The 14,214-nt window shown below is 74.1% G+C and carries 10 protein-coding genes, 3 pseudogenes and 1 riboswitch; of the genes and pseudogenes, 7 read left to right on the forward strand and 6 right to left on the reverse strand.

Going from position 1 to position 14,214, the window contains the following annotated elements:
- Nucleotides 1-160: FAD-dependent oxidoreductase (locus tag JM949_RS25360; protein WP_203150792.1), on the reverse strand; the 160-nt coding region annotated here is incomplete at its 3' end.
- A gap of 67 nt (nucleotides 161-227) precedes the next feature.
- Between JM949_RS25360 and JM949_RS25365 the strand changes: the two genes are divergently transcribed.
- Both JM949_RS25365 and JM949_RS25370 read left to right on the forward strand, forming a co-directional pair.
- Nucleotides 228-857 carry a TetR/AcrR family transcriptional regulator gene (locus JM949_RS25365; RefSeq protein WP_203150793.1) on the forward strand — a complete coding sequence of 210 codons (630 nt, stop codon included), beginning with the start codon at nucleotides 228-230 and terminating at the stop codon, nucleotides 855-857.
- 28 nt (nucleotides 858-885) lie between these two features.
- Nucleotides 886-2,007 (forward strand): FUSC family protein, encoded by a 1,122-nt coding sequence (locus JM949_RS25370; protein WP_203150794.1) that lies wholly within the window; start codon nucleotides 886-888, stop codon nucleotides 2,005-2,007.
- A 16-nt stretch (nucleotides 2,008-2,023) separates the two neighbouring features.
- Here the strand turns inward: JM949_RS25370 and JM949_RS25375 are convergent, their stop codons facing one another.
- Nucleotides 2,024-2,737 (reverse strand): alpha/beta hydrolase, encoded by a 714-nt coding sequence (locus tag JM949_RS25375; RefSeq protein ID WP_309232318.1) that lies wholly within the window; start codon nucleotides 2,735-2,737, stop codon nucleotides 2,024-2,026.
- Nucleotides 2,738-2,834: 97 nt separating this feature from the next.
- Nucleotides 2,835-3,823, reverse strand: a pseudogene (locus JM949_RS25380) (LacI family DNA-binding transcriptional regulator).
- Between the two features lie 161 nt (nucleotides 3,824-3,984).
- Here JM949_RS25380 and JM949_RS25385 point away from each other — a divergent pair.
- Both JM949_RS25385 and JM949_RS25390 read left to right on the forward strand, forming a co-directional pair.
- Nucleotides 3,985-5,238, forward strand: a complete 1,254-nt coding sequence (locus JM949_RS25385; RefSeq protein ID WP_203150795.1) for an MFS transporter — start codon at nucleotides 3,985-3,987, stop codon at nucleotides 5,236-5,238.
- 73 nt (nucleotides 5,239-5,311) lie between these two features.
- On the forward strand, nucleotides 5,312-6,208 hold the full coding sequence (locus JM949_RS25390; protein ID WP_203150796.1) for an aldo/keto reductase: 897 nt from the start codon (nucleotides 5,312-5,314) through the stop codon (nucleotides 6,206-6,208).
- A gap of 99 nt (nucleotides 6,209-6,307) precedes the next feature.
- On the opposite strand, the gene JM949_RS25395 is transcribed toward JM949_RS25390, so the two are convergent.
- The 3 genes from JM949_RS25395 to JM949_RS25405 all read right to left on the reverse strand — a co-directional run bounded on the left by JM949_RS25395 (nucleotide 6,308) and on the right by JM949_RS25405 (nucleotide 8,203).
- Nucleotides 6,308-6,817, reverse strand: a complete 510-nt coding sequence (locus JM949_RS25395; RefSeq protein WP_203150797.1) for a hypothetical protein — start codon at nucleotides 6,815-6,817, stop codon at nucleotides 6,308-6,310.
- 63 nt (nucleotides 6,818-6,880) lie between these two features.
- Nucleotides 6,881-7,600 carry a hypothetical protein gene (locus JM949_RS25400; protein ID WP_203150798.1) on the reverse strand — a complete coding sequence of 240 codons (720 nt, stop codon included), beginning with the start codon at nucleotides 7,598-7,600 and terminating at the stop codon, nucleotides 6,881-6,883.
- Between the two features lie 63 nt (nucleotides 7,601-7,663).
- On the reverse strand, nucleotides 7,664-8,203 hold the full coding sequence (locus JM949_RS25405; protein WP_309232319.1) for an RNA polymerase sigma factor: 540 nt from the start codon (nucleotides 8,201-8,203) through the stop codon (nucleotides 7,664-7,666).
- A gap of 90 nt (nucleotides 8,204-8,293) precedes the next feature.
- On the opposite strand from JM949_RS25405, the gene JM949_RS25410 reads away from it, so the two are divergent.
- The 3 genes and pseudogenes from JM949_RS25410 to JM949_RS25420 form a co-directional block, all read left to right on the forward strand.
- Nucleotides 8,294-8,629 carry a hypothetical protein gene (locus tag JM949_RS25410; protein WP_203150799.1) on the forward strand — a complete coding sequence of 112 codons (336 nt, stop codon included), beginning with the start codon at nucleotides 8,294-8,296 and terminating at the stop codon, nucleotides 8,627-8,629.
- Nucleotides 8,630-9,054: 425 nt separating this feature from the next.
- Nucleotides 9,055-9,231: riboswitch (cobalamin riboswitch) on the forward strand.
- A 209-nt stretch (nucleotides 9,232-9,440) separates the two neighbouring features.
- A pseudogene (cobN, locus tag JM949_RS25415) lies at nucleotides 9,441-13,107 on the forward strand (cobaltochelatase subunit CobN).
- Nucleotides 13,104-14,214, forward strand: a pseudogene (locus JM949_RS25420) (ATP-binding protein); the annotation flags it as partial. The pseudogenes cobN and JM949_RS25420, both read left to right, overlap by 4 nt.

Here is a 14,214-nt window from a genome sequence, read left to right on the forward strand (position 1 = left end):
CGCGCACCGCGTTGGCCATCAGGCTCAGGCCGGCGCCGACCTCGCGCAGCTCGGCGGCGCGCTCCAGCACTGTCACCCGCCACCCGTGCCGGTGCAGGGCGAGCGCGGCGCTCAGTCCGCCGATGCCGCCACCCACCACCACCGCGTGTGAGTCGTTCATCTCGATCCACCCTTCTACACCTGTAGAAGAGCGATACTACCTGCGGACCAGGAGAAGGAGAAGCACTGTGACCGCCCGCACCAACCGGATCGCGTTGCTGACCGACGCGGCCATCGAGTTGATCGCCGACGGTGGCATGCGGGCGCTCACCCACCGGGCGGTCGACGCGCGCGCCGGAATGCCTCCCGGCACCACCTCCGCGTACCTGCGGACCCGTCAGGCGCTGATCGAGGCGGTGGTGGGACGGCTCGCCGAGCGGGACCGGGCCGACCTGGCGGCGTACCACCTGCCGACCGAAGCGCCGCCCCCGACGCCCGGACCCCGGCTCGACAGCGCCGCCCTGGACGCGCTCGCGACCGGCGTCGCCGAGGTGCTCGACCGGTGGCTGAGCGTCGGGCGCAGCCGGACCCTGGCCCGGTACGCGTGCCTGCTGGAGGCGGTGCACCGGCCCGAGCTGCGGGGGATCCTGCACCACGGCACCGGCCAGCGGGTGCAGGCCCGCGACCTGCTGACCCGGGCCGGGGCGACCGACCCCGAGCGGCAGGGTGACCAGTTCGTGGCGTTCGTGGACGGCCTGCTCTTCGACCGGCTGGTCGGCGCGGGCGCGCTCACCGCCCCGCAGCCCGGCAGCGCGGCCAGCCGTGCCGACCTGAGCGCCGCCGTCCGTACCCTGCTGCGTGCCCTCACCGGGAGCTGAGCCGCGCGTGTTCCGGAGGTTGGTGTCGGTGCGGTTCAGCGGCCTGCGCACGGCCGGTGGTCGGCTGCGGCACGGCTGGCGGCCGGTGCTGGAGGCGACCGTCGCGGCGACCGTGGCCTGGCTGCTGGCCACCCGCCTGCTCGGGCACCCGCAGCCGTTCTTCGCGCCGGCCGCCGCGCTGATCGTCCTCGGCCAGGCCCGGGGCCAGCGGGTCCGCCGTGCCGTCGAGGTAGTGCTCGGGGTCGCCACCGGGGTGCTCGTCGCGGACCTGGTGGTGCAGGCCCTCGGCCCGGGCAGCACCTGGACCGTCTTCACCGTCATCCTGCTCACCGTCCTGCTCGCGGTGGCCTTCGGTGCCACCGGCGTGACGCTGGTGCAGGCCGCCGTCTCCGCGCTCTACCTGGTGGTGGTCGCCCCGCCGGACGGGTCGTTGGTGCCGTTCCGCTTCGTCGACGCGCTGATCGGGGGCGCGGTCGCGCTCGCGGCCAGCCTGCTGGTCGACGCCCGGCACCCACTGGCCCCGCTGGTCGCCGAGGTGCGGCGGACCTTCGACGAGTTGGCCGGGCTGCTCAGCGGCATCGCCGACGCCCTCGACCACGATGACGAGGCCGCCGCGGTCGCCGCGTTGCGACAGGCCCGGGGGATGGACGCCCGGGTGAACGGGCTGCGCGACGGGGTGCTGGCCGCAGGTGAGGCGCTGCGACTGCACGTCCGCCGACGCCGGCACATCGGCCGGTTGCGGTCGGTGGACGAGTCGATCCGCCAAATCGACTACGCGGTCCGCAACGTGCGGGTGCTGGCCCGCGCGGGCGTCACCCTCAGCCGGCTGCACACCTCGACGCCCCCCGAACTGGGCGGTGCCCTGCGGTCGCTGGCCGAGGCCGTCCGCCAGGCCGGTGCCGCGCTCGCCGCCGACCTCGACGGTCAGGACGAGACCGCCGACCGACACGTCGACCGGGCCGACGAGTCGGCGTTGGCGGCCGTGCACACCGCCGGACGGCTCTTCGGCGCCACCCAGACCCTGCCCCTGGCGATGATCATCGGTCAGGTCCGGGCCACCGCCATCGACCTGCTGCGGGGCGTCAACCCCGAGGACGACGTGGCCGTCCTCGCCCGCGTCGACGACGCCCTCGGCCTGCCCCCGGTCTGATCACGGCCCGGTCTGATCACGGTTCGGGCGGGCCACCGAGCCAGTCGGTGGCGGACTCCCGGACCGGGGTGGGGATCTCGTGGCCACCGGGAAACTCCTGGTAGGTGACGTCGTAGCCCCGGTCGTGCAGGTGCGGCACGAGGCGGCGGCTGCACACGTCGATGGGCAGCACCCGGTCGTCGACGCCGTGCGAGATGAAGATCCGTGGCCGGCCGTGGGTGGCCGGTGGGGCGGCGAAACCGGGAGAGAAGGCCAGCACCGCGTCGACCAGATCACCGTTGGTCAGGCCCAGCGACAGCGCGTACGAAGCGCCGTCGGAGAAGCCGCCGAACGTCACGTCGTGCACCGGGTAGCCGTCGAAGACGGTCGCCAGCAACCCGTCGACCCGCCCCACGTCAGCCCCGAAACCGCCGGCGATCAGATCCCAGCTGGCCGCCGCCGACTGCGGAGCGACGAGCAACAGGTGGTGCGTGTCCGCGGCGGACGCCAGCAGGTCCAGGCCCTGCCTGGCCGAGCCGCCGGCACCGTGCAGGAGCAGCACCAACCGGTACGCCGAAGCGTCCGCCGCCAGCTGCGGGACGTACGCCACCCCGAGCCGGGCACCGCCGGGACCGGTCAGCGGCACCAGCCCGGTGGGTCCCGGCACCACGGGCGGGTGGCGGCGGGCGCTCAACCGGCCGTGCCGGTGACCCTGCGCCACCCCGGGATACCGCGACGCGGAGTCGGACACGGGTCACCACTCCTCGCGGTCGACGACAGGAACGACGCGGTTACCCGGGCCGTCCGGGGTTAACCGTCCGGGGTCAGCCGCCCGCGATCTGCCCGGCTCAGGCGCTGGCCCGGGCCACCAGGGCGGACGGGAAGACCGTCTCCCGGGCGGCCGGACGCCCGTCGAGCAGCGCACTGGCCGCGGCCACGGCGATCCGCCCCACCGGGTGGCTCGCCGTGGTCAGCGCCGGGGTGGTCATCCCGGCAAGCGGGATGTCGTCGAAGCCGGCCACCGCGACATCCCCGGCACCCGCGCGCCGGCGTCCCGCAGGCCCGCGATCACCCCCAGCGCGGTGTCGTCGCTGATCGCGTAGATCGCGTCGAGGTCCGGCCAGCGGCGCAGCGCCTCGCCGGCCGCCACCCGGCCACGCGCCGCGGTGAAGTCGCCGGGCAGCACCCGCTCCGGCAGGCCGGCCAGACTCATCAGGTGCCGGTACGTCCGCACCGGCCGCTGCGCGCAGGGCAGCCAGCGCGGGCCGGTCACCATCGCGATGCGGCGGCGGCCGCTCGCGTACAGGTGGCGCAGCACCGCTTCGGCGCCACCGGCGTTGTCGACGTCGAACGACGGCACGGTCGCCGAGCCGACGCCGATCGACACCACCCGGCCCCGAAGTGACAGCGGCACCGCCGCCAGCAGCTCCTCGGTGGTGTTGACCAGGATCACCCCGCACACGCTGCGATCACCGTCGAGTTGGTCGAGGCCGCGGGGGTCGCCGAACGGCAGCCAGTGCAGCGCCACCCCGACCCCGGCCGGCGTGCACACCCGGGCGGCCGAGCCGACCACCTGGTGCACGTACGGGTCGTCCAGCACCGCCGCGCTGGTGCCCAGGACGGCCACCACCAGGCGTACGCCGCCACCTCGGACCAGCGCCCGGGCGGCCGGGTTGGGCACGTAGCCGAGCTGGTCCACCGCCGCCGTGACCTGTTCCCGGGCGGCCGGCGAGGCGAACCCCGTGCCGGCGATCACCCGCGACGCCGTGGACCGGGACACCCCGGCGACCCGCGCCACATCCTCGAGAGTGGCCGGCCGGTGTACCGCGGTCGTCATCGTCTCCTCCTGCGGCGTCTCGTCCGGTCGGACACAAACGCCAGCTCACATCATGCCCCGGCAAACCACCAGCGGTAAGGGGCGGTCGACGGTTGTGGTGGAAGCGCTCTCAGGTGTGCGATCGTCCCAGGAGATCACCCCGAGAAAGAGGACCACCCCGCGTGAGCGCCCCCGCCAGTCGACCCGAAGCCCCGACCACCACGCCGCCAGCCGCGCGCGCGGTCCGGCTCGCCCGCAACGGCGTCGCTGTCACCTTCACCCTCAACGGCCTCGCCGTCGGCAGCTGGTTCTCCCGGGTCCCGGCGGTCCGTGAGGCGTTGGACCTCTCCGCCGGTCGGCTCGGGCTGCTCCTGCTGGCGATGAGCGTCGGCGCGCTGCTCGCCATGCCCACCTCCGGCCTGCTCGCGCAACGCCTCGGCGCGGCCCGCACCGTCGCCCTGGCCACCGTGCTGGTCGCGGTCGGTCTGACCACTGCGGGAATGGGCGCCACCCTGACCGGGTCGTTCGCCGTGGTGGCGCTGGGGCTGGTCGCCCTCGGCTACGGCTCCGGCGCCTGCGACGTGGCGATGAACGTCGAGGCGGCAGCGGTGGAACGGCGGTTGGGTCGGACGATCATGCCCCGTTTCCACGCCGGTTGGAGCCTCGGTTCGGTGGCCGGCGCGGCGCTCGGCGCCGGGGCGGCCCGGTTCGACGTGCCGGTCGGCGGGCACCTCGTCGCGGTGGCGGTGGTGGTGCTGACCGGCACCGTGCTCGCCGCCCGTCAGTTCCTGCCACTGGGCGGCGACCCGAACGGCGACCCGGCGGACGCCACCCCGGCTGCCCGCCGCCGGGCGCAGCTCGCCGCCTGGCGGGAGCCGCGCACCCTGCTGATCGGGCTGTTCGTGCTGGTGGCGGCGTTCACCGAGGGTGCGGCCAACGACTGGTTGGCCGTCGCGTTCGTGGATGGCCGGGAGCTGAGCGAGGCGGCCGGCGCGGCGGTCTTCGCCGTCTTCGTGGTGGGCATGACCGCCGGGCGCACGGTGGGCACCATCGCGCTGGACCGGTGGGGTCGGGTGTCGGTGCTCAGCGGCACCATCGGGCTCGCCGTGGTCGGCGCCGGCCTGGCCGTGTTGGCCGGGTCCGGGCCGGTGGCGATCCTCGGGGTCGCGCTGTGGGGTCTCGGTGCGTCGCTGGGTTTCCCGGTCGGGATGAGCGCGGCGGCCGACGAGGAGGCGCACGCGCCGGTGCGGGTGAGCGTGGTGGCGGTGATCGGTTACACCGCGTTCCTGGCTGGCCCGCCGTTGCTGGGGCTGCTCGGCGACCACGTGGGCACCCTGCGCGCGCTGCTGGTGGTGCCGTTGCTGCTGGTGCCGACCCTGCTGCTGGTGCCGGTGTTGCGCCCGCCGCACGCGGTGTCGTCCGCCAGTAAAAACTAACCCAGATCGCCACCGAGCGGTATCGGGTGCGTGGCCGACTGCGCCGCGCGCCCGCGCTGGTTACCGTCGCCCGATGCCAACCGACGAGATCACCGCCGCCGCAGCGGGTAGCTGGACCCTGGGCGACCGCACCGTGTACCGGATGGGCTTCGGCTCCATGCGGATCACCGCCAACCCCGACCGCGACCAGGCCGTCGCCCTGCTGCGTCGCGCCGTCGAGCTGGGCGTCAACCACATCGACACGGCCGCGTTCTACGTCTCGCCCGGCGGCACCCTGGGCGTCGGCACCGGCCCGGCCCGTTACGCCACCGAGCTGATCCGCGCGGCGCTCGCCCCGTACCCGGAGGATCTGGTGATCGCCACCAAGGTCGGTTTCGGGTACGACCGAGAGGCGGGCTTCACCGAGGCGTTCACCCCGGCGCAGCTGCGCGCCCAGGTCGAGGAGAACCTGCGTCGGCTCGGCCGCGAGCAGCTCGACGTGGTGAACCTGCGCCTCGGCCGGGGGCCGGGCGCGGTGCCGCTGGTCGACCGGTTCGGCGCGCTCGCCGAGCTGCGGGCCGCCGGGCTGATCCGGCACCTCGGGCTCTCCAACGTCCGGCTCGCGCAGCTGGACGAGGTGGCGGAGGTCGCGCCGGTGGTCTGTGTGCAGAACAACTACGGCGTGGACGCCTACCGGGAGCAGGACGAGGTGGTCCGGGCCTGCGGGGAGCGGGGCATCGCCTTCGTGCCGTTCTTCGCGCTGGCCGGCACCGGGCGCGAGACGGGCGCGAGCACCGGGCAGGCCGAGGCCGTCGAGGCGGTCGCCCGCGCCCACGGCGTCACCGCACAGCAGGTACGCCTGGCCTGGACCCTGCACCAGGGCCCACACGTGCTGGCCATCCCCGGCACCGCGAACCCCACCCACCTGGAGCTGAACATCGCGGCCGGCGCCCTGACCCTGACCCCCCAAGACCTCACCACCCTGTCCTGACCCCCGTTGATCATGAAGTTGTTAGCACCGATGTCGGCGTGTCGCGCCGCTAACTTCATGATCAACCAGCTTTGAGGTCTTGTGGGCTGGTTGGGCGGTTTACGGGGCGTAGACCAGGTTCATCGTGTCGGTGTGCCCGGACCAGCGCAGGTCGAGGCGCCAGCAGCCGGCCCGCGGCAGGTCGATGATCGACGGGCCGGGGCCGCCGGCGACCTCCCGGATCACAGTGGTGTCGGTGCCGTCCAGCGTCGCGGTGATCACCAGGGTCGCCGGTGCGGTCGGGTCGGGCGAGATGGTTGCGGCGCGGGCCACCCAGAGGATCTTGTTGTTCGACCCGTCCTTCCTGACCTGCCGCAGCGGATGGGCGAACAGCACCGCCACGATGTCACCCTTCGCGCCGAAGACGTGCGGTATCCGCGCGTCCCCATGGAACCCGGTGTCCGCCCAGTCGGGCAGCGAACCCGTCTCCACCCGGGCCGCACAGCCGGCCGGCGCGCTCGCCGTGGTGGTGGCCGTCGACGCGGCCGACCCGTCGCCGGTCGTGGTCGTGCACCCCGCCAGCAGCGGGACCGCCGAGGATGCCGCCAGCAACCTGCCCCAAAAGCCCATCTCACCCCTCCGGTACGTGTCGAAGAACCTGCTCTGTCGACACCGGCCGGGCCGGAACGGTTCCTAGCGCAGTGAATTGGCGATCTCGATCGCCTCGGCTTCGGTCAGGGCGCCCTCAAGTCGGTAGCTCACGTCGTTGTCCTGCCAGATCAGGGTCGAGGCGGCCAGCCGGGCGGTCTCCCGGCGGATGCCACCCGCCCGGTCAACGTAGGAGAGCACGTGTGGGCCGTTGACCCAGACCGCGAAGTCGCCGTTGACCTGGGTCCAGTCCACGTCCGGTGGTGAGGCCTTCTTGTGGAAGGCCAGGTCGAGGCGACCATCGAACGCGTCCACGCGCAGCTCACCCCCCTGGTAGAGCAGCGTCGCCACCCGGTACCTGCCGGTGCTGTCCGGGTCGGCGACCAGCACCCGCTCGGGCGGGCCCAGCTTCGCTGGTGGGCGGATCGGGAACCGCACGGCCCGCTGCGCCTCGTCCACGCTGACGGCCCGCTGCGCGGGCAACGGCGACGGGGTGGCGTCGGGCGGCGTCGAGGCAGGCCCGATGGCGATGCTCACGCCGGCGAACCGCAGCAGCCCGGTGACGGCGTCGGCGATGGCCGTCCGGGTCGGCGGCAACACCGCCACCAGCACCGCGACGAGCGCCGCCGCCGCCAGCGCACGCCACCGGCGTCGCCGGGGTGTGGGCTCGCTGAGCCGAGAGCGGACCCGGGCGCGCACGTCGGGCGGGTCGGGTGTGTCCAGCCAGGCGGTGAGGTCCCGCAACTCCCGTTCGAGGTCACCCATGCCGGACCTCCTCCCGGTCGAGCAGGCCGCGAAGTTTCGCCAGCGCCCGGGAGGTGCGCGACTTCACAGTGCCCCGGGGCCAGCCGAGGGTCTGCACCGTCTCCTCCTCGCTGAGGTCGAGAAGAACCGGCAGACGATCACCTCGCGGTCCCGCACCGGCAGTTGCCGCAGGGCCCGCACCAGCGCGGCGCGGCGCTCCCCGGCCAGGACCGCGTCGATCGCCCCGTCCTCGGCGATCTCGGACGTCGGGTCGGCCGCCGCGGCCCGCAGGACGAGCCCGTCGCGCCGACCGCGGGACCGGTGCAGGTTGCGGGTCTCGTTGGCGACGATCGCGAGCAGCCAGGACCGGAACGACGCCTCACCGCGATAGCGGGACAGTTTCCGGTACGCCTTCACGAACGCCTCCTGGATGACGTCCTCGGAGTCCGCGCCGGCGCCGAGCAGCACCGCCGTCCGGTACGCGGACGCGGTGTGTCGGGCGACCAGGAGGTCGTACGCCTCCAGGTCACCGGCCCGGGCGCGGGTGACGAGCGCGTCGTCGTCCAGGGGTGGACCTCCGTTCGGATCACACTCATGACACCGCCCACCCGCCGGGGGTTCCACCCGACGCGGGTCAGCTTGCTCCCACCCGGCGTGCAGCGTATTGCCAGGAATCGGTGCTGCACTGGAGGGCGTCGAGGAGAGGAGCGGGGCATGAGCTGGTTCAGTCGCCGGTCGCGGGGTGCCGAGGCGACCCCGACGAAGCTCGACCGGGAGGCGACCCGCGACGACCTCGCGGCGCTGGAGGCGTTCGTCGCCAGCCGGCGCGGGGTCGAGTTCTACCTGGAGCCGGAGACCACTGCCACGGACACCACAGTGGTGGCGATCGCCGACGACGGCGAGTGGATCCGGCGCCGGACCGGCACCCCGCGCGCGGCGGGGGCCATCGCCCGCAAGCACGCGGTGCCGCTGTACGAGGCGGCGCGCACCGGCTACCCGGAACGGATGCGGGTGTGGAACCGGGCGCACCCGGAACGGCACGCCCGCTGAGCCTCGACACCGGCGCGTCGGAGCGGCCAGCCATCCGCCTGAGCGCCGGTGACCCGCGGCGTGGTGCGCGGCCACCGCACGTGCGAGAGCACCGCGTGGTCCGGGCGTGTGCGGAGTTCGGCACCTTTGGAGGTGAGTCGTTTGCGACATCGCGGTAGGGCTCCCGCCGGGAGAGGTGGGCGGGAGCGACCGTCGACAGTGCGCCACGGCGCGTGAATCGTCGACGACATCAGCTCCATAGGACGCCGCACAGACATCCCGCCCGCTGCCGCCGGAACGCGCCCGCCGTCGGCCGGTCAACCGGTTCGGCGGCCCGTCGGCAGGGCCGGAGGCAACCCACGCGCACCGATATTTCCGCAGGTCAATGTGGTGAACATGGCCGAGTGACGGCGAGGTCCGCGTTGACCGGCGGCGCGACGGTGTGGCAGCATTCGCGGCCTGACGGCAGTGAAGGAAGTCGGTGCGATTCCGACGCGGTCCCGCCACTGTCACCGGGGAGCGATCCCCCCTCGTGAGTCACGACCGTGTGTCTGCGGTTGGAAGGCCGGGGGAGAGCGTCGATCCGGAAGCCAGGATACTTCGGCCGTCGGGATGTACCCCAGGGCGTGGACACCCGAGGAGGACCGGATGACGCACGGCGTCTCATTCATCGACGAACATCGTCGCGATCCGCACCGCGGCCGCTTCGACGTGCTCCAGGGCTCCCACGCCGCCCACCGGTAACGAACCGTCGTACCGGCTGACGCCGTACCCACCCGCATCGCCCAGGCCGCCCGCGTGGCCGCCGGGGCGTCATCTCCCGGAGCCCGCCGTGCGTATCCTGCTGCTCTCCACCGCCGACACCGACCTGCTGGCCGCCCGAGCCAGCGGCGCGGACTACCGGCTGGCCAACCCCGCCCGGGTCGGCGCCGAGGAGGTGCCCGCCCTGCTCGACGGGGTCGCCCTCGTCGTGGTACGCCTGCTCGGCGGGCGGCAGGCGTGGCCGGACGGCCTCGCCGAGGTGCTCGCCTCCGGCCTGCCGACGGTCGTGCTCGGCGGCGAGACGCTGCCCGACGCCGAGCTGATGGCCATCTCCACGGTGCCGTCCGGTGTCGTCACCCAGGCGCTGGCGTACCTGGTCGAGGGCGGGCCGGACAACCTCGGGCAGCTGGCCCGGTTCCTCTCCGACACGGTGCTGCTCACCGGCGAGGGGTTCGCCCCACCCGCGCCGACCCCGGCGTACGGCGTGCACGGTGACCACCCGACCGACCCGGACCGACCCACCGTGGGGATCGTCTTCTACCGGGCGCACGCCCTGGCCGGCAACACCGCGTTCGTCGACGTGCTCGCGGACGCGGTGCGGGCGGCCGGCGGCAACCCGTTGCCGATCTTCTGCGGCTCGCTGCGCGGGCTGACCGCCGGTGCCGGTCCGCTCGGGCTCTTCGCCCGCTGTGACGCGCTGCTGGTCACCGTGCTCGCGGCCGGCGGCGCGGTCGCCGCGGACGCCTCCGGCGGCGGCGACGAGGACGCCTGGGACGTCGGCGCCCTCGCCGCCCTGGACGTGCCGGTCATCCAGGCGCTCTGCCTGACCAGCACGCACGCCCAGTGGGCCGGCAGCGACGCCGGGCTGTCCCCGTTGGACGCGGCGATGCAGGTGGCCATCCCCGAGTTCGACGGCCGGATCATCACCGTGCCGTTCTCGTTCAAGCAGATCGACGCGGACGGCCTCTCGGTGTACGCCGCCGACCCCGAGCGGGCCGCCCGGGTCGCCGGGATCGCGGTGCGCCACGCCCGGCTGCGGTACGTGCCCAACGCCGACAAGCGGGTCGCCGTGGTGCTCAGCTCCTACCCCACCAAGCACTCCCGGGTCGGTAACGCCGTCGGGCTGGACACCCCGGTCTCGGCGGTCCGGCTCTTCGCCGCGCTGGCCGAGGCCGGCTACCACCTGGGCGACGCGCCGCCGCCCGCCGACGGCGACAAGCTCATCCACGCGCTGATCGCCGCCGGCGGTCACGACGTGGAGTGGCTCACCCCGGAACAGTTGGCCGCCGCCGAGGCCCGGATACCGGGGCAGACGTACCGACGGTGGTTCGACCAGGTCCCGGCCGAGCTGCGCGAGCGGATCCGGGAGCACTGGGGTGAGCCGCCCGGTGAGCTGTACACCGAGGGCGGGGACATCGTGCTCGCCGGGCTGCGCTTCGGCAACGTGGTGCTGCTGATCCAACCGCCGCGCGGCTTCGGGGAGAACCCGATCGCCATCTACCACGACCCGGACCTGCCACCCAGCCACCACTACCTGGCCGCGTACCGCTGGTTGGCCGCGCCCGTCGCGGACGGTGGCTTCGGCGCGGACGCCGTGGTGCACCTGGGCAAACACGGCACCCTGGAGTGGCTGCCCGGCAAGGGCCTCGGGCTGGCCGCCGACTGCGCGCCCGACGCGGTCCTCGCCGACCTGCCGCTGGTCTACCCGTTCATCGTCAACGACCCCGGCGAGGGCACCCAGGCCAAGCGGCGGGCGCACGCCGTGGTGATCGACCACCTGGTGCCGCCGATGGCCCGCGCCGAGACCTACGGCGACCTGGCCAAACTGGAGCAACTGCTCGACGAGTACGCCACCGTGCAGGCCCTCGACCCGGCCAAGGTGCCGACCGTACGGGCCCAGATCTGGGACCTGGTGCGCGCCGCCGAACTGCACCACGACCTGCACGCCGAGGCGATGCCCGACGCGGACGACTTCGACGACTTCGTGCTGCACCTCGACGGCTACCTCTGCGAGGTCAAGGACGTGCAGATCCGCGACGGACTGCACATCCTGGCCGACGCGCCCACCGGCGAACCCCGGGTCAACCTGGTCCTCGCGGTGCTGCGCGCCCCACAGATCTGGGGTGGCGCCCGCGCCCTGCCCGGCCTGCGGCAGGCCCTCGCCGCCGCGTACTCCCTCGACGAGCAGGCGCTGCTCGCCGCGCCGGGGCAGCGGCTGGCGCTGCCCACCGCGTTGACCGAGGTGGTGGACGGGCGGCCGGCACCGCCGCCGACGCGATCGACCTGATCGAGGCCCTCGCCCGGCGGCTGGTCGTCGGCATGGAGACGCTGGGCTGGGCGGTGGACGCGACCGACGCGGTGGTCGTCGAGGTGACCGGTCAGTCGATCCCGGACGCCGCCGCGGTGCTGCACTTCGCCGCCACCGAGCTGGTGCCCCGACTGGACCGGACCACCGACGAGCTGCGCAACACCCTCGGCGCGCTGGACGGGAGGTTCGTGCCGCCCGGCCCGTCCGGCTCACCCACCCGGGGGCTGGTCAACGTGCTGCCCACCGGACGCAACTTCTACTCGGTCGACCCGAAGGCCATCCCCAGCCGCAACGCGTGGGACGTCGGCGTGGCCCTCGCCGACTCGCTGCTGGCCCGGCACCTCGCCGACACCGGGGCGTACCCCCGCTCGGTGGGGTTGACCGTATGGGGCACCAGCGCCATGCGGACCCAGGGCGACGACATCGCCGAGGTGCTCGCGCTGCTGGGTTGCCGGCCGGTCTGGGACGACAGGTCCCGGCGGGTCACCGGCATCGAGGTGGTGCCCACGGCCGAGCTGGGCCGACCCCGGGTCGACGTCACGGTGCGCATCTCCGGCTTCTTCCGCGACGCGTTCCCGCACGTGGTGGCGCTGCTCGACGACGCCGTCCGGCGGGTCGCCGCCCTCGACGAGCCGGACGAGGAGAACTACCTGCGGGCGCACGTCACCGCCGACCTCGCCGAACACGGCGACGAGCGGCGGGCCACCGCCCGGATCTTCGGCTCCAAACCCGGGGCGTACGGCGCGGGTCTGCTGCCGCTGATCGACGCCCGGACCTGGCGCAGCGACGCCGACCTGGCCGAGGTGTACGCGGTGTGGGGCGGCTACGCCTACGGCCGGGGCCTGGACGGGCGGGAGGCGCGCGCCGACATGGAACGCTCCTTCGCCCGGATCGCGGTAGCGGTGAAGAACCAGGACACCCGCGAGCACGACATCGTCGACTCCGACGACTACTTCCAGTACCACGGCGGGATGGTGGCGATGGTCCGCCACCTCACCGGCACGTCACCGCAGGCGTACGTGGGTGACTCGGCGATGCCGCACGACGTGCGGACCCGCACGCTGGGCGAGGAGACCCGGCGGGTGTTCCGGGCCCGGGTGGTCAACCCGAGTGGATCGCCGCGATGCGCCGGCACGGCTACAAGGGCGCGTTCGAGCTGGCGGCCACAGTGGACTACCTGTTCGGCTACGACGCCACCGCCGGGGTGGTCGACGACTGGATGTACGAGCACCTGGCCGCCGCGTACCTCTTCGACGAGACCACCCGGGAGTTCCTGGAGCAGTCCAACCCGTGGGCGCTGCGCGGCATCACCGAGCGGCTGTTGGAGGCCGCCGACCGGGGGTTGTGGGGCAAACCCGAGCCGGCCACCCTCGACCGGCTCCGCGACACGTACCTGGCCAGCGAGGGCGACCTGGAGGACCGGGCATGACCACGACCACCACCTACCCGTTCAGCGCGGTGCTCGGCATGGCCGACATGCGACTGGCGTTGCTGCTCAACGCCGTCTCCCCGGCGATCGGCGGGGTGCTGGTGCGGGGTGAGAAGGGGACCGCCAAGTCCACCGCCGTGCGGGCCCTCGCCGCGCTGCTGCCGCCGGTCCGTCGGGTGGTTGGCTGTCGCTTCGGCTGTGACCCGGCCGAGCCCGACCCGGCCTGCCCGGACGGCCCCCATCCCGCCGGGGCGGGTGCCGAGATCCGCCCGGCCCGGCTGGTGGAGCTGCCGGTCGGCGCCGCCGAGGACCGGGTGGTCGGCGCGCTGGACCTGGAGCAGGCGATCGGCGCGGGCGTCCGCGCCTTCGAGCCGGGCCTGCTCGCCGCCGCGCACCGGGGTGTGCTCTATGTCGACGAGGTCAACCTGCTGCACGACCACCTGGTCGACCTGCTGCTCGACGCGGCGGCGATGGGTCGCAGCCACGTCGAGCGGGAGGGTGTCTCGGTCAGTCACGCGGCCCGCTTCCTGCTGGTCGGCACGATGAACCCGGAGGAGGGGGAGCTGCGCCCGCAGCTGCTCGACCGGTTCGGGCTGACGTCGAGGTGAACGCCAGCCGGGACCCGGAGATCCGGGTCGAGGTGGTCCGCCGCCGGCTGGCCGCCGACGCCGATCCGGTCGGCTTCGCCGCCCGCTGGGCCGACGCCGACGCGGAGATCGCCGCCCAGGTGGCCGCCGCCCGCCGCCGACTTCCCGGGGTACGACTGCCGGACGCCGCGCTGCGGCAGATCGCCGAGGTGTGCGCGGCGTTCGACGTGGACGGGATGCGCGCCGACATCGTCACCGCCCGTACCGCCCTGGCCCACGCCGCGTGGCACGGCCGGGACCGGGTCACCATCGACGACGTCCGGGTGGCCGCCCGGCTGGCCCTGCCGCACCGCCGCCGCCGCGACCCGTTCGACACCCCCGGGCTGGACGAGAAGCGCCTCGACGAGGCGTTGCAGCGGGCCCAGGACGCCCACCCCGACGACCCGGACGACGACGGCCCCGACGACCGTGGCCTCGACGACCGTGGCCCCGACGACCGTGGCCCGCAGGGCGGTGGCCC

It is taken from the genome of Micromonospora tarensis (assembly GCF_016803395.1).
Classification (GTDB): domain Bacteria; phylum Actinomycetota; class Actinomycetes; order Mycobacteriales; family Micromonosporaceae; genus Micromonospora; species Micromonospora tarensis.

What these genes read in the sequence shown, in the direction of transcription:
- JM949_RS25390 (WP_203150796.1), top strand. Translation starts at nt 5,312, where the DNA reads ATGCCAACCGACGAGATCACCGCCGCCGCAGCGGGTAGCTGGACCCTG.
- JM949_RS25410 (WP_203150799.1), top strand. Translation starts at nt 8,294, where the DNA reads ATGAGCTGGTTCAGTCGCCGGTCGCGGGGTGCCGAGGCGACCCCGACG.
- JM949_RS25395 (WP_203150797.1), bottom strand. Translation starts at nt 6,817, where the DNA reads ATGGGCTTTTGGGGCAGGTTGCTGGCGGCATCCTCGGCGGTCCCGCTG.
- JM949_RS25400 (WP_203150798.1), bottom strand. Translation starts at nt 7,600, where the DNA reads ATGGGTGACCTCGAACGGGAGTTGCGGGACCTCACCGCCTGGCTGGAC.